This is a genomic window from Acidovorax facilis (assembly GCF_023913775.1).
GTDB classification, from domain to species: Bacteria; Pseudomonadota; Gammaproteobacteria; order Burkholderiales; family Burkholderiaceae_C; genus Acidovorax; species Acidovorax facilis.
In genome coordinates this window covers 20,193-38,403 of record NZ_JAMXAX010000045.1, presented here as the reverse complement: position 1 = coordinate 38,403, position 18,211 = coordinate 20,193, and the positions used below count along the sequence as shown (strand labels likewise).

Annotated in this window: 20 protein-coding genes; all 20 read left to right on the top strand. The window is 63.1% G+C overall.

The features are described from left to right. Positions 1–86 precede the first annotated feature (86 nt). Positions 87–635 carry a glycoside hydrolase family protein gene (locus NFX52_RS14340; RefSeq protein ID WP_055401019.1) on the top strand — a complete coding sequence of 183 codons (549 nt, stop codon included), beginning with the start codon at positions 87–89 and terminating at the stop codon, positions 633–635. Between the two features lie 108 nt (positions 636–743). Further along, on the top strand, positions 744–1,343 hold the full coding sequence (locus tag NFX52_RS14335) for a hypothetical protein (protein WP_055401017.1): 600 nt from the start codon (positions 744–746) through the stop codon (positions 1,341–1,343). 7 nt (positions 1,344–1,350) lie between these two features. Next, the gene (locus NFX52_RS14330; protein WP_156358816.1) at positions 1,351–1,623 is read left to right on the top strand and encodes a hypothetical protein; all 273 of its coding nucleotides are present in this window, start codon (positions 1,351–1,353) and stop codon (positions 1,621–1,623) included. Next, positions 1,623–2,120, top strand: coding sequence for a DUF1804 family protein (locus NFX52_RS14325; RefSeq protein ID WP_055401013.1), 498 nt, complete (start codon positions 1,623–1,625; stop codon positions 2,118–2,120). Before NFX52_RS14330 ends, NFX52_RS14325 begins: the two co-directional genes overlap by 1 nt. 2 nt (positions 2,121–2,122) lie before the next feature. Then, positions 2,123–2,335 (top strand): hypothetical protein, encoded by a 213-nt coding sequence (locus tag NFX52_RS14320; protein WP_207402012.1) that lies wholly within the window; start codon positions 2,123–2,125, stop codon positions 2,333–2,335. Between the two features lies 1 nt (position 2,336). Further along, the gene (gene terL / locus NFX52_RS14315) at positions 2,337–4,004 is read left to right on the top strand and encodes a phage terminase large subunit (RefSeq protein WP_055401009.1); all 1,668 of its coding nucleotides are present in this window, start codon (positions 2,337–2,339) and stop codon (positions 4,002–4,004) included. Positions 4,005–4,016: 12 nt separating this feature from the next. Next, positions 4,017–4,196 carry a hypothetical protein gene (locus NFX52_RS14310; protein ID WP_055401007.1) on the top strand — a complete coding sequence of 60 codons (180 nt, stop codon included), beginning with the start codon at positions 4,017–4,019 and terminating at the stop codon, positions 4,194–4,196. 4 nt (positions 4,197–4,200) lie between these two features. Then, positions 4,201–5,730 (top strand): hypothetical protein, encoded by a 1,530-nt coding sequence (locus NFX52_RS14305; protein ID WP_238385705.1) that lies wholly within the window; start codon positions 4,201–4,203, stop codon positions 5,728–5,730. After that, positions 5,708–6,640: a putative phage head morphogenesis protein gene (locus NFX52_RS14300; RefSeq protein ID WP_055401005.1), complete on the top strand. Its 933-nt coding sequence runs from the start codon at positions 5,708–5,710 to the stop codon at positions 6,638–6,640. Before NFX52_RS14305 ends, NFX52_RS14300 begins: the two co-directional genes overlap by 23 nt. A 157-nt stretch (positions 6,641–6,797) precedes the next feature. After that, positions 6,798–7,739: a hypothetical protein gene (locus tag NFX52_RS14295; RefSeq protein ID WP_156358815.1), complete on the top strand. Its 942-nt coding sequence runs from the start codon at positions 6,798–6,800 to the stop codon at positions 7,737–7,739. 34 nt (positions 7,740–7,773) lie between these two features. Next, positions 7,774–8,220 (top strand): hypothetical protein, encoded by a 447-nt coding sequence (locus NFX52_RS14290; RefSeq protein WP_055401001.1) that lies wholly within the window; start codon positions 7,774–7,776, stop codon positions 8,218–8,220. Between the two features lie 120 nt (positions 8,221–8,340). Next, positions 8,341–8,601 carry a hypothetical protein gene (locus tag NFX52_RS14285; protein ID WP_055400999.1) on the top strand — a complete coding sequence of 87 codons (261 nt, stop codon included), beginning with the start codon at positions 8,341–8,343 and terminating at the stop codon, positions 8,599–8,601. A gap of 6 nt (positions 8,602–8,607) precedes the next feature. Then, a complete protein-coding gene (locus tag NFX52_RS14280; protein ID WP_055400997.1) occupies positions 8,608–11,037 on the top strand; it encodes a phage major capsid protein in 2,430 nt (809 codons plus the stop codon). Between the two features lie 185 nt (positions 11,038–11,222). Next, positions 11,223–11,909, top strand: a complete 687-nt coding sequence (locus NFX52_RS14275; protein WP_055400995.1) for a hypothetical protein — start codon at positions 11,223–11,225, stop codon at positions 11,907–11,909. Further along, on the top strand, positions 11,906–12,406 hold the full coding sequence (locus NFX52_RS14270; protein WP_082437574.1) for a hypothetical protein: 501 nt from the start codon (positions 11,906–11,908) through the stop codon (positions 12,404–12,406). Before NFX52_RS14275 ends, NFX52_RS14270 begins: the two co-directional genes overlap by 4 nt. Next, complete coding sequence (locus NFX52_RS14265) at positions 12,403–12,918, top strand: hypothetical protein (protein WP_055400991.1); 516 nt, start codon at positions 12,403–12,405, stop codon at positions 12,916–12,918. Before NFX52_RS14270 ends, NFX52_RS14265 begins: the two co-directional genes overlap by 4 nt. After that, positions 12,915–13,118, top strand: a complete 204-nt coding sequence (locus NFX52_RS14260; RefSeq protein WP_055400989.1) for a DUF7210 family protein — start codon at positions 12,915–12,917, stop codon at positions 13,116–13,118. The genes NFX52_RS14265 and NFX52_RS14260 overlap by 4 nt, the downstream gene beginning before the upstream one ends. Positions 13,119–13,121: 3 nt before the next feature. Continuing rightward, positions 13,122–14,135: a phage tail tube protein gene (locus NFX52_RS14255; protein ID WP_055400987.1), complete on the top strand. Its 1,014-nt coding sequence runs from the start codon at positions 13,122–13,124 to the stop codon at positions 14,133–14,135. 246 nt (positions 14,136–14,381) lie between these two features. Continuing rightward, a complete protein-coding gene (locus tag NFX52_RS14250) occupies positions 14,382–17,789 on the top strand; it encodes a tape measure protein (protein WP_055400985.1) in 3,408 nt (1,135 codons plus the stop codon). A gap of 5 nt (positions 17,790–17,794) precedes the next feature. Then, positions 17,795–18,196, top strand: a complete 402-nt coding sequence (locus NFX52_RS14245) for a hypothetical protein (RefSeq protein WP_055400984.1) — start codon at positions 17,795–17,797, stop codon at positions 18,194–18,196. The last annotated feature ends 15 nt before the right edge of the window (positions 18,197–18,211 follow it).

Here is an 18,211-nt window from a genome sequence, read left to right as displayed (position 1 = left end):
GTGGGTACGCCGCGTCGCATATCTCGGTGTCTCTGAATCTTTGAGCATGGTGTCCACGATGGTTTACGTGCACACGATCTTGCGAGATGTCGCGGGACTGTTCAAGGTGGTACGGCTGGTCGCTTACTGAGAACTACACCGACCGGGCAGTCATACCAACTCAGGGCGACCGCCCCACCGTGGGCTTTGGCAGCACCATTCACGAGGACGGCACACCCGTGAAGATGGGCGATACCACTACGCCCGTGCGTGCGCTGATCAAGGCCCACGCTCACATTACTAAAGACGAAGCCGCATTCCGTGCCAGCCTGCCTGGCGTACTGCTACACCAGGGCGAATACGACCTGTACCTCGATTGGGTATACCAGTACGGCATGGGCGCCTGGCGCACCTCCACGATGCGCCGTGAGTTGCTCGCAGGCAACTACAAACCCGCGTGCGATGGGTTGCTCGACTACCGCAAGCTCACCAGCCCCCGCCAGGAAGGTCCGGGCTGGGTAATCAGCAAGCGCGATGCCCAGGGCAAGCCCACCCGCTGGGAGTTCGACTGCAGCACGCCCGGCAACAGGGTGTGCCGAGGCGTGTGGACCCGCCAGCTTGAGCGCAACAAGAAGTGCATGGAGCTGCAGCAATGAAGACCCTCAAGCGCATCTTGATGGGCGCTGCTGGCGTGGCGCTGATCGCCTTCCTCGTCTTCTGCCTGGCCGCCATGTGGATGGTCGGCCAGCTACCCCATTGACGCCATGACAGCACGCGCCCTCATCGCCCTCACATCCGCCCTGGCCCTTGTCGGCGGCGGCTACTGGTGGGGCAGCAACGCCACCGACAACGCCTGGGAGGCCAAGCACGCCAAGGAGCTGCAAGCCGAGCGCGCGGCAACCGCCAAGGAAAACGCACGCGCCGACCAGGCCGCCGCCAACTACCTCACCGAGCACCTCGATCAGGAAGACCGCTATGCCGCTCTCAATGCAACTTATCAAGACCTTCGCCGCCGCGTACCTCTTGTGGTGCCTGGCCCTGTGGTTGTTGTCACCCGCAGCGACACGGCTGGGCCTCAAACGCAGGGTGCGCAGGAGCGCCCTGCGGCTACACCTCCTGTCGATGGCGGCCCTGTGCTCACTCTTGCTGCTGTCCGCATGTGGAACGGCGCCCTCACCGGCACCGACCAAGCGGCAGGTGCCTGCAGCCCTGCTGGTGCCACCGAAGGCGCCCACGCTGCTTGTGCCAAAGGCTCCGGGCTCAGCCTTGACGACGCCTGGGCCAACCACGCAGCCAACGCCAAAGCCTGTGCGGCAGACCGCCAGCGCTACCAACACCTGATCGATTTCTTAAACGGAAAGTGAACCCTCCATGCCAATGGAAAAAGACGAACTGATGCTGCTGGGAAAGATGGACGGCAAGCTCGACAGCATTACCGCCCACCTGGGCCGCCAGGACCAGCGCATCGACGCACTCGACCAGCGCATGGAAGAACGTCACAACGCCATCGACAAGCGCCTGCGCGTGGTGGAGCAGAAGGCCGCTGTAGCCGGTGCGATCAGCGGCTCGGCCGTGTCCATTGGTATCGCGCTCGCCATCGAAGGCATCAAGCAATGGCTGGGCCGTGGGGGCACTGGACAGTAATGGCCCACGCAACCGAGAAGCGCACACAGCTTCGGGGCCTGTATGTCTATCAGCGCCTGCCGATGGAGACCGCCTGCAAGAAGGTGGGCATTCCCCGCAGCACCGCCAACCGCTGGAAGCAAGAGGCCGCAGACAAAGGCGACGACTGGGACAGCGTGCGCGCTGCCATGGCGCTGGGCGATGACAACTTCGCCAGCCTGAGCAAGAAGCTGCTGGAAGACTACCTGGTCCAGCACCAGGCCACCATGGACCTGCTGCGCGAAGCCAAGGACATGGGGCCCCTGCAGCGCGCTGAAACGCTCGCCAGCATGAGCGACAGCTTCAACAAGACCATGGCGAGCTTCAAGCGCCTGTCGCCAGAACTGAACAAGCAGGCCATCCAGCTCGACGTGCTGCAGCGCCTGGTGTCGTTTGCCCAGGCCAAGTTTCCACAGCACCTCACGGCCATGGTGGAGCTGCTGGAGCCGTTTGGTGAAGAGCTGGCGAAGGTGAAGTGACCATGCAGTGCACGACCTGCGGCGAGAAAAAAGAAACCCGCCCTTACGGTGAGGACGGTGTAGCCATTTGCTTCCAATGCGCCATGGGTAGCGATGAGGCACGGCAGGAGACCGAGCGTCAATTCTCGGCCCAGCTCAATGCCTGCGGGCAGGTGGCGGTGCTGGGTGATGAGGCGGGGCCGTATCCCTTAAAGGGAACGAGCCCAGAGCACTGATATGGCAAAGATCAACAAGGAATTCCTCGACGGCCTTGCGGCCCTGGCCGATGGCCTGCGCCGCCAGATCGACGCCAATCTCGACGGCTGGGACGTAACACCCGAGGCCATTGCCGAGCGGCGCCGCAAGGTGTTTGATCCGGTGAGCGGCTTTGAGTATTGGGACCGGAACTACTTCCCCCACTACGGCAAGGCCGAGCCTAGTGCGCTGCACCTGTACCTGTACAAGCGGCTGCCAGAGGTCATCAACTCGCCCACAGGCCAGCGCGATGCCCTTGCAGCGCCCCGTGGCGAGGCCAAGTCCACCAAGATCAGCATGAGCTTCGTCGCTTGGTGCGTGGTCACCGAGCAGCTCTGGTATCCGATCATCGTGATGGACGCCTTCGAGCAGGCTGCTGAAATGCTGGAGGCGATCAAGGCCGAACTGGAGGCCAACCCGCGCATCGGTGGCGACTTCCCTGAGGTGTATGGCCAGGGCAAGGTGTGGCGGGCGGGCGTGATCGTGACACGCAACGGCCGCAAAATCGAAGCGTTCGGCTCGGCCAAGAAGATTCGGGGTCGGCGCCACGGAGCGCACCGCCCCGACCTGGCGATCATGGACGACATCGAGAACGATGAGAACGTCGCCACCCCGGCCCAGCGCGACAAGCTGCAGAAGTTCGTGACTGCATCGGTGCTGAACTTGGGGCCACCTGACGACTCGATGCACGCCATCCTCGTGGGCACGGTGCTGCACTACGACTCGGTGCTCGCACGCTTCCTCAAGAACCCGCTGTGGAACCGCAAGGTCTTTAAAGCCATCATCCAATGGCCTGACCGCATGGACCTGTGGGAGCAGTTCGAAGGGCTGTTGCTGGGCGCCGAGACGCCCCAGGAGGGCGAGGCCGCCGCCATGGCGATGTACCGCGAGCAGCAGGCCGAGATGGAAAAAGGCGCGGTGGTGAGCTGGCCCGCGCTGCGCCCAATCCACAAGCTGATGATTCGCCGCGCCCGTGAAGGCCACGGCGCCTTCGACAGCGAGCAGCAGAACGACCCGGTAGCGGGCGAGGATGCGCCGTTTGCCCACAGCATCCAGTTCTGGGTGAACCGCCTGGCCGAGTGGATGTTCTATGGCGCGGCCGATCCATCTTTGGGCAGGCACGGCAACGGCCGCGACCCCAGTGCCCTTGGCATCGGCGGCTACCAGCGCACCACCGGCATCCTGGATGTTGTCGAAGCCAAGATCAAGAAACGCACACCCGACCGGATCATCAGCGACATCATTGATTTTCAGCGGGAGTACTGCTGCATCGTGTGGGGCGTCGAATCGGTGCAGTTCCAGGAGTTCCTGCGCACCGAGCTGGTCAAGCGCAGCGCCCAGCTCGGCGTTCCGGTACCGGCGCGCGGGTTGCTCCCCATCGCCGACAAGGTGCTGCGCATTGAAAGCCTGCAGCCGCACATGCACAACGGTCTGATCCGGCTGCACCGCAGCCAGACCACGTTGGTCGACCAGTTCCGCCACTTCCCCAAGGCCGACCACGATGACGGCCCCGACATGGTGGTGATGCTGTGGATGCTGGCCGTGACGGGTGGTGTGGCTGCAGCCGCACAGGGCGGCAACACCAGCCAGGCGCAGGCCGCCCGCGAACGCTATGGCCACACCGCCCAGCGCATGTTTCGGCGCGGCTGACCAGGGATCGCTATGACCGAAGACCTACAGAACCTTTTGATCATCCGGGGCCACATCGCGGGCCTGCCAGCCGCTGACCGCAAGGGGATCGAGCTGGCCGCGCAGAAGCTGCGCGAGGTGATCTCCCACCACAACGACCATGGCCGCCTGGCGCTCGCCCTCGTAGGCGCCGAGCTGGCCGCAGAGGACTGAACCCATGGGACTACTGAACCGACTGATGGAAGCGGTGGGCATCACTGCAGCCCCGGCGCCAGAGCCTGCACCCACCCGCGAGGCAGCATCCGCCCAAGGCGCTGACGAGCCTGGCTGGCGACGCCTGAGCGGTGACGGCCTGAGCAATCAGAACGACCGCGACCTGTCGCCCATGGCACAGGACCGCATGCAGAAGCTGGCGGAATACCTGTGGCAAAGCAACCTGCTCGCCAACCGCCTGGTGGAGCTGCCGCTGGCGTATTTGCTGGCCGAAGGCGTCTCGCTGCAGTGCAAGGACGAAGAGCACCAGAAGCTGCTCAACGCCTTCTGGTCGGACCCTATCAACAACTGGCCTTTAAAGCTCACGCCCCGCGTGCGTGCCCTGGGCCTGCTGGGAGAGCAGTGCTACATCGCCAATGTGCGCGAAGGCGACGGCTTCGTCCGCCTGGGCTACCTGGACCCGCGCCAGATCGCCACCGTGGTGGCCGACCCGGACAACCCCGAGCAGCCCATTGGCGTGGTGACCAAGCGCGACAACCGGGGCAAGCAGCACAAGTACCGCGTGGTGGTGCTGGGCGAAGACGAAGACCTGTTCAGTGCCAACACCGCCCGCATCCGCGCCGAGGACTTCACCGACGGTGAATGCCTGCTGTACCAGCTCAACAAGTTCCCCAATGGCAGCCGTGGCCGCAGCGACTTGCTGGGGCAGATTGACTGGCTGGATGCCTATGACGAGTTCCTGTTCAACGAACTGGACCGCATTGGCTACCTGAGAGCGTTTGTGTGGGATGTGACCCTGACAGGCGCCGATCCCGAGGCGGTCAAAAAGTATGAGAAGGAATTCACAGCACCTGCGCCCAACAGCACTTTTGTGCATAACGACACTGTGAAGCTTGAGGCAAAGGCCCCCGAACTACAGGCGGCAGACACCAGCGAGAGCGCCCGGCTGCTGCGCAATCATGTGCTGGGCGGCAGCACCACGCCCGAGCACTGGTTTGGCGGCGGCGGCGATGTGAACCGTGCGGCCGCATCCGAGATGGGCGAGCCCACCTTCAAGATCTACACCGGGCGGCAGAACTTCCTGAAGCTCGCGCTGGAAGAGATCGGGCGCTTCGTGCTCTGGAAGGCTGCGGAGGCGAATGGGAAAAAGCCCGACTGGGCCGAGGACAAGTGGCAGGTGACCGCCGTCTTCCCCGAGCTGGTGAACCGCGACGTGACCAAGTTTGCAGCTGCCATGGTGTCGGTGGTCACTGCCGTGGTGCAGATGATTGACGCCGGGCTGCTGACCGAAGAGACCGCCCTGAAGCTGGTGGCTGACGTGGCCCAGCGCTTCGGCCAGGACTTTGACGCCAAGACCGAGCTGGAGGCCGCCCGCAAGGAATCGGCCGACCGCAAGGCCAAGGCGGCAGCATCGGATGTGTTCCGCAACGAGCCCGCAGACCTGGCAGCGGCCCGCGCAGAGCGTGATGCCGCTGGCGTGGGCACCAAGGGTGCTGTAGCGGCTGGCGAAGATGGCAACCAAGTCGCGGCCTGAGCGGGAGTTTGAGGCCGAGCTGACGCAGCGCCTGCGCGAGCGGGCGCGGCTGCTGCTGACGGGGGAGACCCAGGTGCTGCAGACGCTGGTGGATGCGCGCGCACAGATCCTGGCTACTTTGGCGGAGCTGCCTGCCGACTGGCAGCAGTGGCACCTGTCGCGGCTGCTGGGCCAGATCGAAGACGTCTTGTCGGGTGCCACGGGTAAGGCGGGCTCGCTGTTTGAGCTGCGCATGCAGGACGCTTGGCGCATGGGCGAGGACTTCATCGACAAGCCACTGGCACGGATCGGCTACCAGGTAGAGATGCGCCTGGCCCAGCTCGATGTGGGCGTGCTGCAGCAAATGCGGGCCTTCGGCAAGCTACGCCTGAAAGACGTAGGGGGCGAAGCCCTGCGCAAGATCGGCCGCCAGCTTGGCCTGGTGACCATCGGCACGCAAACGCCGTTTGAGGCCATCAAGGCAGTGCAGGCCGCACTGGGCGCCGAGTCAGCCCAGCGCGCCACCACCATCGTGCGTACCGAGCTGGGCCGTGCCTTTGCCCTGGCGGCCGAAGAACGCCTCACCCAAGCCGCCCCCCTGGTGCCCGGCCTGGGCAAGCAGTGGCGGCGCAGCGGCAAGACCCACAGCCGCTGGAACCATGACCTGATGGACGGCCAGGTGGTGGAGGCGGGTAAGCCCTTCAAGGTGCCCAACCCTGGGGGCGGCATCGACCTGATGCTGTGCCCCCACGACCCCAAGGCCCCGGCCGAGCAGGTGATCAACTGCGGGTGCATTGCCATCCCCCATATGAAGAGCTGGAAGGTGGTCACCCCTGGGGCCAAGCCCTTCACCGAGCTGGAGCTGAAGCTGGATGCGCGCAAGGCGGCCCTGGACAAGGCGGCCAAGGAGGCGGGGCGGCGGCAGGAGTGAGGGGGCGGAGCCGTCGGGGCTACGTTGCTTTAAACCCATTCCACGCGGTAACCCCATAGGAATCTCGGCCGAATTGCCACGCCGGGCGATTTAAAGCGTGTTTAAAGGGAGAGTCATGGGGTAGGCTGTCTTCTATTCTGAAATTTGGGAGAAGAAGGTGGCGCGGAGTGAAGACTATTGCAAGCGGCTTTTAGTCATTGCGAAATCAGGTTGGATCAAAATTGTCGGAGGCGCTGCTTTAGCATTAGGCGTGTGGCTTTGGTGGGGCCTCTGGGGCGTTTCGATCTTTAAGAAACTGATCTGCTCCGCCCCGCAGTCCTGTACGGACTTGGGGCAAGTTGGTGACATTTTCGGGGGCGTCAACGCTTTTTTTGCCGCTCTCGCGCTTGCAGCCGTTGCTTACAGCACCTACAGCAGTCGCAGAGCATTTGAAGAAGAACAGGCCAACAGCCGACGGGCGTTTGAGGAAGAGCAGCGAAGCAGCCGCGCGGCGTTTGAGGAAGCGCAACTAAACAGCCGAAAGGCGTTTGAAGAGCAGCAGCAACGCATCTTCGATGTCGACAATCTTGAGCAGATACGAAAGTCCTATGGTTGGGCGTTTCAAGTTCTGGACGAGGATGGGATTAAGGGGGATGGGGAAAACCGTCGACTCGCATGGTTGACGGCCGCGCGGCACTTACTGCGCGCGGAGCGATTGGTGAAGTCGATTCAGACCCCTGTGTATAAGACAATCCAAAGCGAAGAAGAAGAGTACTGGCGAACGAAGTTCCACCGGGCCTTGTCCAATCCTAGTTTGTCCAAGGTGAGTTTCTTCGCTGATACGACTACTGCTGTCCCGATTGAGCGCGTGGAGTTCTCGTCCGCTTTGGTAGTGGTCGCTTTCAGCGTGTGGAAGGAAGACGAGGCTGATCCAGTCGACTCAGTGAACAGAGGTGAACTGTTGGAGAGACGTGGTGTTGTCGGCCCTGGTGGAGTCCACAAGGCACTTCAAAGGTACTTGGATGTACTGCCCAACGTGAAGCAAGAATGGGAGCAGTACAAAGAGGCGAATTCCGGGTCGAAAGCCGTTGTAGGTCAGCCAGACAATTTGGCGAAATGAGAATCGCTAAAAGATTTTATCGCAGGAGATTAATATGACAGCGACTTTGACGGATGAAAACAGGTCAGATGCTTTTGAGAAAAGAATCACCGCTTATCGAGCCGTCCTTTACGTCATCGATCAAGTTGGAGCGAATGGAACGGTCACCGATGCTGACGTTGTCGCCTATCGCGATGGGGTCAAAACCGCCGAAGCCCTTCTCGGGCATGAACTACTGACCTATCTCAACGAAGAGTTTGCTATCAAGCTCGAAAAGCACCGCCAACTTGATATCGACTTAGATGAGCACAAAAAGAAGGATCGAGACCTTCATTTGGACGACGTCAAGAATGAACGCGCTCGAATAGTCAACGATAGGTTCGAACTCACCAAATGGCTGCGGGGTCAGGAGCGAAAAGCATACGACCTGTTCGAAACCCATTTTCCGCAGGGCGAGTTGGAGCTGATAGTGCCGCGCCCCTTGAACCCAGTGATGCGCTAAGAATCGCTCTCCCATCCTCTAAGGCCGACACACGTCGGCCTTAGTTTTTTGTGCCCCCCTCGGCACAGTCACTCCATCGCAACCCGCCGCCTTCCGCGGCTCACATGGATGGAGTGATGCATGTCCGACACCAAGAATACGCCCGAGGCCGACAAGGGCAAATCCCGAGAACTGACCTTCGCAGAGGCCGCCAAGCGCGTACAGCGAACGGTGGTCGAACTCGTGGACGGCAAAGGCGACGACGCAAAAGCCGCCAAGGTGCCGCGAGAAAAGCGCGTGGCCGTCAAGGCTGAAGAAGTCCTGGCCTTCAAGGACTACGGCACCCATGTGGTCGTGGTCACCAAGGACGGCCAGAAGCTCACCAGCTCCGGTGAGGAGTAAGCCCGCATGAACTGGGCTCAACTCATTGCAGCGCTGGCTGCCTGTGGCGGGCTGCGCAGCGGGCCAGCGGTGGATGCCGCCATGCGCGAAGCCGCCGCCCCAGAGCGCGATTTTCGCCAGCTCATCGACGTGGTGCGCGCCGCCATCTCCGAGCAGATCAACAACGGCCGCCTGCCCGAGCAGCGCCGCTACGTGAGCCTGTCGGCCATCTATAGCGACCGTGCCGTGATCGAGCTGGACGGCAAGCACTTTCAGTACAGCTACTCGTTTAAGCACATCGCTGGGACTGACCAGGTGGTGCTTGGTGCGCCCATTGAGGTGGTTGAGCAATACGTTCCCACAGTGCCTGTCGCAGCACCAGCTCCTGTGCCCGCTGCCCCCACCGCCGTGGCTGCAGCAGTGCGCGAGGCACTGGGCGGTGATGCTGATCATGGTGCCTTCCGGGAGGCTGCAGACGGCTCCATCGAAGTGACGCTGATCCGCTCGGGCCGCAGCGGCAACCGCAACTACTACCCCGACGCCACGCTGCGCGAGGCCGTGTCCATGTTTGAAGGCGTGCGCGTGTTCACCAAGAGCGACGCGGAGCACATCGCGGGCAAGGGCAAGGACGTGCGCAACCTGATTGGCGGCATCTACAGCGTGCGTTTCGTGGAGGGCAAAGCACCTGACACTGGCGCGCTGGTGGGCACCTTTAAAGCCCTGGACCCCACGGACAAGGCCGTCACCAAGATGACCGAGGCCGTCAAGCGCGGCATGCAGAGCCTGCTGGGCCTGTCCATCGACGCGGACGCCCGCACCAAGCAGCGCAAGGCCGGGGCGGAGACCCTGCGCGAGGCCGTGAAGTTCACCAAGGTGCACTCCGTTGACCTGATTGTCGAACCGGGCGCTGGCGGCGGCCTGGATCGCCTGACTGAAGCCGCCGCCGATCCATCCATCCCCAACCCGAAGGAAGAAGCTATGCCCCTCTGGAAGCAACGCATGCTGGAGGCCATTAAGGCCAAAGACCCCGCCAAGCACGCCACCATCAACGCCGAGACCATCGGTGACGACGAACTGGTGAACCTGCACGAAGCCGTGTGCGGCTCCCTGGTGCCAGCCGCACCTGGTGCAACCCGCGTCACCGAAGCCCAAGGCGACAACACGCCCCTGACCCGTGCTGACTTGGAAGTGTTCACCTTGCGCAGTGCTGCTCGCGACCGCATCAACGCGGCCAAGCTGCCCCAGGCCGCCAAGGACCGCCTGCAGGCGCAGGTAGCCATCGCTGGCGCCGACCGCCTGACCGAAGCCGCCGTGGGCGACCTGATCAAGGCCGAGGGTGACTACATCGCACGCATGACCGAGAGCGGTGCCGTGCGCGTGCCGATGTTTGGCAACGGCGCCATCGTTGTGGGTGACCGCAGCTTGACGATGAAGGACATGCTGGATGCTTTCTGGGACCCAGCGCACAAGGATCATGGCCGCGTGCAGTCCTTCAAGGAGTGCTACATCGAGATGACGGGTGACCGCCTGGTGACCGGCCGTCTGCGCGAATGCGACCAGTCGCGCCTGGTGGAATCGCTGGGCAGCACCTCCCTGGGTGAAGTGCTGGGCGACAGTGTGACGCGTCGCATGCTGGCCGAGTACCGTGCGGCCGTGGACTTCGACGGCTGGCGCCAGCTCGTGAACGTTGTACCGGTGAACGATTTCCGCATGCAGCACCGTACGCGCTGGGGCGGCTATGGCGACCTGCCCACCGTGGCCGAGGGCGCCGACTACCAGCCGCTGACCAGCCCGAGCGATGAAGAGGCCACCTACAAGGCGGGCAAGAAGGGTGGCACGGAAGACATCACGCTGGAGATGATCAAGAACGACGACGTGGGCTTGATCCGCCGCATCCCGACGAAGCTGTCGCGCGCTGCCAAACGCACGCTTGCCAAGTTCGTGTTCGACTTCCTGCGCAGCAACGCAGTGATCTATGACACGAAGGCGCTGTTCCATGTGGACCATGCCAATCTGTTCACCGCCGCGCTGTCCAAGGCCGAGTTGGCAGTTCACCGCCTGGCGATGCTCAAGCAGACCGAGCTGACCAGCGATGACCGCATTGGCATTGCACCCACCCGCCTGGTGGTGCCTGCCGACCTGCAGGAAGCCGCTGTAGACCTGTTCAAGCTGTCCACCAACAACGAGAAGACGTTCATCCAGTCGCTGACGATGAACATCATTCCCGTCTGGTACTGGACCGATGCCAACGACTGGTGCACTGCCGCCGACCCGGCTGACATCCCCGGTATCGAAATGGGCTTCCTGGACGGCCGCGAAGAGCCCGAGCTGTTCGTGCAGGACACCCCCAACGTGGGCTCCATGTTCGCGGCCGACAAGCTGACCTACAAGATTCGCCACATCTACGGCGGCGCAGTGACGGACTTCCGCGCCTTCACCAAGGCCGTGGTGGCGTAACGCACTGGACACACCCAGCGGCGCGAACGGCGCCTGAAAGGCGCCAGGGATTGGCTCTCCCGCATGAACACAGCCCGGCCCGCCCCGCAGGGGGTGGGTTGTCCAAGGCCCCCGGATGTGCTTCTGGAGCCTTGGGCAACCCAGCCGACCCATCCAACCCCTTTAAACAGGACACCGACCCAATCATGGCTTTGGCCGACTATCAGGCGCTACTGGGCGATTTGGCCCGCGACCAGGCCGCAGTGCTTACTGCGGATGCGCGCGCCCGCGCCTTGGAGGCCGCACGCCTTCAATACAGCGCAGACCAGCCGCGCCGCATGGTGGACGATGTGACCTGGCCCGAAGGCGCCCTGGCCCCCGCGCCTGAGGGGTGGACAGAAAGTGCCTGGATTCAAGCGGCGGAATACCCCATTGGGCGGGAGCCGATCGCACAGATCAACGTGTCGGCCTACTTGTCTCCCACGGGCTGGCAGATCATGGCGGCGGACCATGTGGCGGCTGGTGGCGTTGTGCGGGTGACCTTCATGGCTGAGCACGAGCTGTCGGCCACCGAAGACACCATCCCGGCCAGGCACCGCCTGGCGGTGGCGCAGTACGCAGCTCACCTGCTGTGCCACCAACTGGCGACCCACTACAGCGCCCAGCGTGAGACCGCCATGGGCTCCGACGCCAGCTTGACCGAGACCCGTGCGCGCGAGTTTGCCGCCCGGTCCAAGGAGCTGCGTGCTGCCTACTACGCGGGGGTGGGTATTGCCGACCCGTTCAAGGCTACGGCGGGGGGCAACAGCACTGGCACCACGGCCGCCGCAGGCGTGGTGAGCTGGCCTAGCCGCAACCCTCGGCACCGCCTGGTGCAGCGAGGTGGGCTATGAACCTGTCGATGAGCCTGGGCGACCTGCAGGCGTTTGCGCGAGGTCTGCGGGACGCACCTGAGTACACCGACCGGGTGCTGCAAGAGGCCATGACCGAGGCCACGCTGCTGGTGCAACGCGAGTGGCAAGAGAACCTGCCACGCGTGTCTGGCCTCACGGCACGCAGCATCACCAGCGACGTTGCCAGCACGCCCGCAGGCGTTCTGGGCGTGGTGAGCAGCAGCCAGCCCAACGCCTTGTTTCTGGAGCTGGGCACGCGACCTCACATGCCGCCCGTGGCGGCCATTGAGCCCTGGGTGAAGGCGGTGCTGGGCATCCGCGAGCCCAAGGAAGTCAAGCGCGTTGCGTTCCTGGTGGCCCGCAAGATCGCCCGCGAGGGGACGCCCGCCCAGCACCCCATGGCGCGTGCGGTGCAGTCCACCGAGGGGCAGGTGATCGCGATGTTTGAACGGGCTGCCGCCAAGGTGGCCGCCCATCTTGTGGGAGGCGATGCATGACGACGCCAACAACCCTGGCCGCTTCGCGCTCTGCACTGCTGGCCCTGCTGCGTGCAGTGCCTGCAGTGGGGGTGGTGCACGCCTGCGAGCGGTACGCAGACGGCGAAATCGGCTTTAAACAGTCCTACCTGTACACCCATGCCGACCCGGCCATGGACGCCTTTGCAGCGACCCCCCACATCCGTGGCTGGTACGTGCGGCGGACCGCTACCTCCGAGGTCAACGCCAATGGCCGCATCCTGAATGAGCACACCTGGCTGGTGCGTGGCTACCTGGCGTTTCAGACCGCTATCGAGAGCGAGCTGATCTTCGATGACCTGGTGGAGCGCATGCGCGACACCGTGCGCGTGGACGGCTCTCTGGGCCTGCCCGGACTGCTCGGGTCTGGCGTAGCCCAGGAGCGCGGCGTGCAGGTTGCCAGCGCAGGCCCCGTGATCTTTGCGGGCCTGCTGTGCCACAGCGCGGCCCTGGAACTCAAAACCCGCAATTGGGCGGAATGGAGGAAACCATGAAACCAACCACTCCCAAGGCGCGCAGGAAGGCCGCGCAGCCCCCTGCGCCACCGGCCATGGAGCACGTGATTCTTGCTCGCGAGCATGAGCACATGGGCAAGAAAGAACCACCCGGTACGCCCCTGCTCGTGCACCCAGAAACTGCCCGCTGGCTGCGCGCCGTGGGTGTTGTATCCCCTTTACCCACCACCAAGGATTGACACATGTCTTCTGCAGCCATCATCAAACGCATCTTTGCGCCTGCCGCCCTTGTAGGCCAGGTGTATGCCCGCGAGCGCGGTAGCACCGCCGCGCCCATGCCCATCGGCAACGTCCTGGAGCTGGAGCTGTCGCATAAGGAAGACGTCCAGAAGCAACAGGACATGACGGCCCTCGGTGGCGGCACTCACGCAGAGATGCGCCGTGTGACGGATGTTGAAATCAAGATGAAGCTGGCCGACTTGAACGTGACCAACTTTGCCCGGGCATCCCTGGGCACGGTGCACGGTGTCGAGGGCGGAACTGTTGCGAACGAGGCGCACAAAGTCATGCGTGGCGGCCTGTTGCGCACCGCGCACATCGGCTCCACCGATGTTGTGGTGCGCAAGGGCAATACAGCAGGCACTGCGACCGCCACGGACGAGCAACATGTTGGGGTCAACAAGGGGGCCATCGTACCCCTGGAGAACTTGACTGCTGCGCCTGCTACGGCTGTCTCAGTGCGCGTGGGGGTCGACGTGGCCACGGCCACTCCGCTGGCTGCAGCGGGTAACTACACCGTGGTGGCGGCGGGCATTCAAGTAGATGCTGCCGCGCCAGATGTCGCCGATGGCTCGGTCTTCTGGGTCAACTACACCTATGCCACAGTGGGCACCGTGATCCCCGCCGTTGGCAACTACGAGGTGCGCGCGGCTGGGGTCTACGTGCTGCCGGATGCCGTTGACCTGGCCGATGACGATGACGTGAGACTGAGCTACGACTACGGCTCCTATGCGGTGATTGAAGCCCTGACGACCAAGGCCAAGGAGCTGGAACTGCTATTCGAAGGCTTGAATGAAGCTGACGACGGCAAGCCCTGCATCGTGGAAATCTGGCGTGCCAGTCAGGGCGTGGCGTCTGCCATCGGCCTGATGGCCGACAAGGGCTTTGCAAGTTTGCCGGTGAGCGGAGCCGTGCTGAAGGACGACACCAAAACCGGGGTGGGAGTCAGCAAGTACTACCGGGTGCGCAAAGTCTGACGCAACCCTTCCTCCAATGAATAAGGCCGACATTTGTCGGCCTTATTTTTTTGTGCCTCACGAGAGACAGTTACGTCATTGCCCGGCTACTGGCGCCCGACAAACCAGGTCATCCAGGCCCCCAGGCAGCCAAGCGCAACAAAGGCTACGGCAAAACCGAACGTCAAAACGCCACCTGCAAAAAGCAGGATGGCGATGCAAGTAAGAAAAGCAATTAGGCGCGGCATTCACACATTGTAGGAAATCATGGCGACCACGCAAGTCAGTGCAGAACTCAAGGTAGGAGTAGATGGGCGCGAGTCCATCACCGGCCTGGCTGACGATCTGGACGATGTTGCCAAGGTATTGACGGGAGACCTTTCGAAGTCCGCGCAATCGGCTGCCGCCCGTCTGCGCGAGCTGGCAGACCAGGATGCGGCCATCACCAGCTTCCTTGAATTGCAGTCCGAAGCGCGGGATGCTGGCCGTGCGCTCAAGGCAGCGGAAACCGAGGCTGCAAACTACGGGCGGCAGATTGCTGCAATGGGGCCGCCGACAGCCCAAGAGGCGGCGGCGCAGCAGCGCCTGCAGGAGCAGGCCTTGTCTGGTGCACAGACCGCGATGCAGCGTTACGGTGTCTCAGGCCAGAACGCCCGCGATGCACAGCAGCGGCTTCGCCAGGAGGTTGCGGGGGTGCGCGAGGCCGTGCAGGATCTGTCCCCAGCCTACCAGCGGGCTGCGACTGGCGCGGCGAATGCTGGTGCCACGATGGTGCGCACGCACCGCCAGATTGGCGACGGCGTCGAGTCGATCAGTCAACAACTGGATCGCTTGCAGAAATTCTACGTCTCGCTCCAGGGCATTCAGGGCCTGAAGACGATGGCCTTGGACTTAGCGGCTACGGCTGACCAGGTCAACAACCTGCAGGGCCGGATGAAGTTGGTCACTGGCGAGGGTGACAACTTCATCCGGTCCTGGGAGGGTGTGACGCAGGTTGCGCTGCGCACGCACAGCGCGCTGGAGGAGACGGGCGTCCTGTTCACGCGTCTGGCGCAGGCGGGCAAGGATGCAGGGCTCAATACAGCCCAAGCAGCGGAGCAAAGCCTGGCACTGTCTGAAACGATCAACCAGTCCATCCAACTCAGTGGTGCCAGCGCTCAGGCGTCCGCCGCCGCCATTACTCAACTTGTGCAAGGCCTGCAGGGGGGCGCACTGCGGGGCGATGAGTTCAACAGCGTTATGGAGCAGGCGCCGCGCCTGGCTCGCGCGCTGGCGGATGGCCTGGGTGTGACTACGGGCGAGCTGCGCAAGATGGCTGAGGCAGGCGTCCTTACCAGCGACACCGTGATCAGGGCGCTGCAGGGCCAGAGCGACGTAGTCGCCGCTGAGTTTACGAAGCTCCCTCCAACCGTTGGCCGGGCCTTGCAGGACTTGTCGACGCAGTGGACGCTCTATGTTGCAGAGACCGACAAGGCCACAGGCGCAAGCGCTGCAGCGGCGACGGCTATCAACGCGGTGTCGAACAACCTGCGCACCATTGCGGGGCTGCTCATAGACGCTGGGCAGGCCGCTGCGGCGTTTGTGGCCTTGCGGCTGGCGCAGCACTTCTTGGGCATTGGGGCAGCAGCGCAAGGTGCAGCGGTGGCCGTGGCCGCATCCAATGCGCAAATGGCCGTCGCAGGGACTACCAGTGCAGCCGCTGCCGCAGGCGTTGGGCGCTTCGCAACCATCCTCGCGAGCCTGCGTACCTTCACCCTTATCGGGCTGGTTGCAAACTTTAAAGACATCGGCACCTGGATTGGCGAGTCCACGGCCAAGCTCATGGGCTACAAGGATCGTACCGAGGAGCTGGCGCGCGCTGAGCAGATGCATGCCCAGATTGCAAAGGACGCGGCGGCTGACCGTGCGCGCTTGGCTGCTGCGATTCAAGCGGCCATCGACAAGCAGTTTGAGTTGTCGAAGGCAGCACGATCTTCTGTGGCCGAGTTTGATGCGCTCACGAAGAGCGGCACGCTGTCCGGTGAAGCCATCAAGAAAATCACAGAAGGTTTCGACCTGACCAAGATTCAGGGCATCAAAGATTTTTCCGCAACGCTCGACAAATTGGTCGCTGACGGAAAGGTTGCTGCCGGTGAGTTTGAGGTCGCATGGGCTCAGGCGCTCAGTGGGAAGGATCTGGCCCAGTTCGAGGTAGTCGCGCGCGCTGCATTTTCTGGGGCCATGCGTGAAGGCGAGCGGCTCGCGCAAATGACTGATGCATTGCTGCGCGAATCTGTGAAGCGCACCGGCCTTGAGTTTGAGGTTATGCAAGGCCGCATCGGCGTCGCTTCGCGCAGCGCCATCAACGATCTGGAAGTCATCATTGGCGGGCTCGACCGCCTGAAAGAGCAGGGCGTTGACGTAGGGCGTGTGCTCAATGCGAGCATTTCTAAAGCGATCAATACAGCGGACAGCCAGGCCGCACTCGACGCCGTGCGGGCGCAGATTGAGCGCCTACGTTTCACCTTGGGTGACCGAGTTACGAACGGGTTGCTGGACCAAGCCGCCGCCAAGGCCCAGGAACTGAAGGAAAAGCTCGACAAAGCGACAGGCGGTATCAACAGCGTTGCCGAGGCCATGGAAAAACTCGGTATGCGCAGCCTCGATAGCTTGAGGCGAACAGCTGATGAAAGCGTCAAGGCCTACGACGTGATCAAGCAGGCTGGCGCCCTGGAGGGTGAGTCCTACCTCGCGTGGCAGCTGCGCAAACAGGAGGCTGCGCGCGTCATGGTGCAGCGGATGATCGAGGCCAGTGGTGGCGTGGCGGACGCTGCCACCCGGGCGCGAGCCGCAGCCGAAGGCTTGGAACTCGGGGCGGACGCCAGTGGCCGCACCATTGTGAAGTCCATGGGCGATGCAAAGCGCGCCGTGGACGAAGTGGGCAATGCCGCTGGCCGTGCATCTGGTGGCTTCCAGGCATTGGGACAGAGCGCTGAGCAGGCCGCTGCTGCTACCAAGAAGCTGCAGGAAATTTACGACCGCAATCGCCTTGGAACGTTCTCGGAAACTGGGGACGACATTGAGAAGTCGCGCCAGACCCACACGGGCAACGTTGCCGTGCAGCAAGAATACATCGACGCCCAGGTAGCCCGCCTCTTCGGCGAAAACATGGTCGGTGACAAGTTGGCCGAAGAGGTCTACCAGCTCGGTGTGCGCACTGAGCAGTATTTCAAGTACGGCGGTCCCACATCCAAAGAGGGCTTCGCTGAAGCGAACGCGGTCAAGAAGGCTTACGAACGGGCGAGGGCGGAACTTGAGGCCCGGATGGCTAAAGAAAGCCAGAAGGCGCTGGACTCCTCGGCGGAGGACGAAACCCCAGATCGCCCCCGAACCACGGGCGGCAGCTCGTCTGGCGAGAGCACATCCGGCGGGCGGGGTTCTTCAGGCGTTCGCTCTCCTGGTGGCAGTAGCGACAACGCTGGAATCGCGCCAGGTTATCAGGGCCTGGGCTCCAGCAGCGGCTCGGGCTCCGGTGGCAGTGGAGGCGTCAGCGCGGATGGCCCCACCTTCATCAGCAACGTCACCATTCCCGGCCTTGGCAGCGCCCAGTTCACGTTTCCCGACGCGGCACAGCAGCAAAGGGGCACGGACCTGCTCAAGCGGCTGGCCGCAGCCAAGCGCACGGCAAACCGGTAGACCCCATGAGCACCATCACCCTCACCTACGACGGCGTCACAGAGGCGCTCAGTGATCGCCTTCAGTGGACCGATGAATACGACTGGAGCCCCGTCGAACAAGCCACGGGCTACAGCACCGAGGGCGCTCTGCTGGTTGACCAGGCCGAGAAGCTAGCAGGCCAGCCCATCACCCTTGATGGCGAGTCCAGCCAGGCCTGGACCGAGCGCGCGCAGTGCGACCGCCTCAAAGCGTGGGCGGCTCTTAAAAACATTGAGCTGGTCTTGGTGCTGCGAGGTGTCGCGCACCAGGTCATCTTTGACCACGCCCAGGGCGGCTTCACGGCCCGCCCCATTTGGAAGCTGATCGACGGCGAGATCACCGGCGAGCTGCTCTACCTCCCCACCTTCCGTTTTCTGAAAGTCTGACCATGCCCATCGCAT

What these genes read in the sequence shown, in the direction of transcription:
- NFX52_RS14335 (WP_055401017.1), top strand. Translation starts at nt 744, where the DNA reads ATGACAGCACGCGCCCTCATCGCCCTCACATCCGCCCTGGCCCTTGTC.
- NFX52_RS14285 (WP_055400999.1), top strand. Translation starts at nt 8,341, where the DNA reads ATGTCCGACACCAAGAATACGCCCGAGGCCGACAAGGGCAAATCCCGA.
- NFX52_RS14255 (WP_055400987.1), top strand. Translation starts at nt 13,122, where the DNA reads ATGTCTTCTGCAGCCATCATCAAACGCATCTTTGCGCCTGCCGCCCTT.
- NFX52_RS14340 (WP_055401019.1), top strand. Translation starts at nt 87, where the DNA reads ATGTCGCGGGACTGTTCAAGGTGGTACGGCTGGTCGCTTACTGAGAAC.
- NFX52_RS14280 (WP_055400997.1), top strand. Translation starts at nt 8,608, where the DNA reads ATGAACTGGGCTCAACTCATTGCAGCGCTGGCTGCCTGTGGCGGGCTG.
- NFX52_RS14275 (WP_055400995.1), top strand. Translation starts at nt 11,223, where the DNA reads ATGGCTTTGGCCGACTATCAGGCGCTACTGGGCGATTTGGCCCGCGAC.
- NFX52_RS14270 (WP_082437574.1), top strand. Translation starts at nt 11,906, where the DNA reads ATGAACCTGTCGATGAGCCTGGGCGACCTGCAGGCGTTTGCGCGAGGT.
- NFX52_RS14310 (WP_055401007.1), top strand. Translation starts at nt 4,017, where the DNA reads ATGACCGAAGACCTACAGAACCTTTTGATCATCCGGGGCCACATCGCG.
- terL (WP_055401009.1), top strand. Translation starts at nt 2,337, where the DNA reads ATGGCAAAGATCAACAAGGAATTCCTCGACGGCCTTGCGGCCCTGGCC.
- NFX52_RS14300 (WP_055401005.1), top strand. Translation starts at nt 5,708, where the DNA reads ATGGCAACCAAGTCGCGGCCTGAGCGGGAGTTTGAGGCCGAGCTGACG.
- NFX52_RS14265 (WP_055400991.1), top strand. Translation starts at nt 12,403, where the DNA reads ATGACGACGCCAACAACCCTGGCCGCTTCGCGCTCTGCACTGCTGGCC.
- NFX52_RS14325 (WP_055401013.1), top strand. Translation starts at nt 1,623, where the DNA reads ATGGCCCACGCAACCGAGAAGCGCACACAGCTTCGGGGCCTGTATGTC.
- NFX52_RS14320 (WP_207402012.1), top strand. Translation starts at nt 2,123, where the DNA reads ATGCAGTGCACGACCTGCGGCGAGAAAAAAGAAACCCGCCCTTACGGT.
- NFX52_RS14305 (WP_238385705.1), top strand. Translation starts at nt 4,201, where the DNA reads ATGGGACTACTGAACCGACTGATGGAAGCGGTGGGCATCACTGCAGCC.
- NFX52_RS14260 (WP_055400989.1), top strand. Translation starts at nt 12,915, where the DNA reads ATGAAACCAACCACTCCCAAGGCGCGCAGGAAGGCCGCGCAGCCCCCT.
- NFX52_RS14330 (WP_156358816.1), top strand. Translation starts at nt 1,351, where the DNA reads ATGCCAATGGAAAAAGACGAACTGATGCTGCTGGGAAAGATGGACGGC.
- NFX52_RS14245 (WP_055400984.1), top strand. Translation starts at nt 17,795, where the DNA reads ATGAGCACCATCACCCTCACCTACGACGGCGTCACAGAGGCGCTCAGT.
- NFX52_RS14250 (WP_055400985.1), top strand. Translation starts at nt 14,382, where the DNA reads ATGGCGACCACGCAAGTCAGTGCAGAACTCAAGGTAGGAGTAGATGGG.
- NFX52_RS14290 (WP_055401001.1), top strand. Translation starts at nt 7,774, where the DNA reads ATGACAGCGACTTTGACGGATGAAAACAGGTCAGATGCTTTTGAGAAA.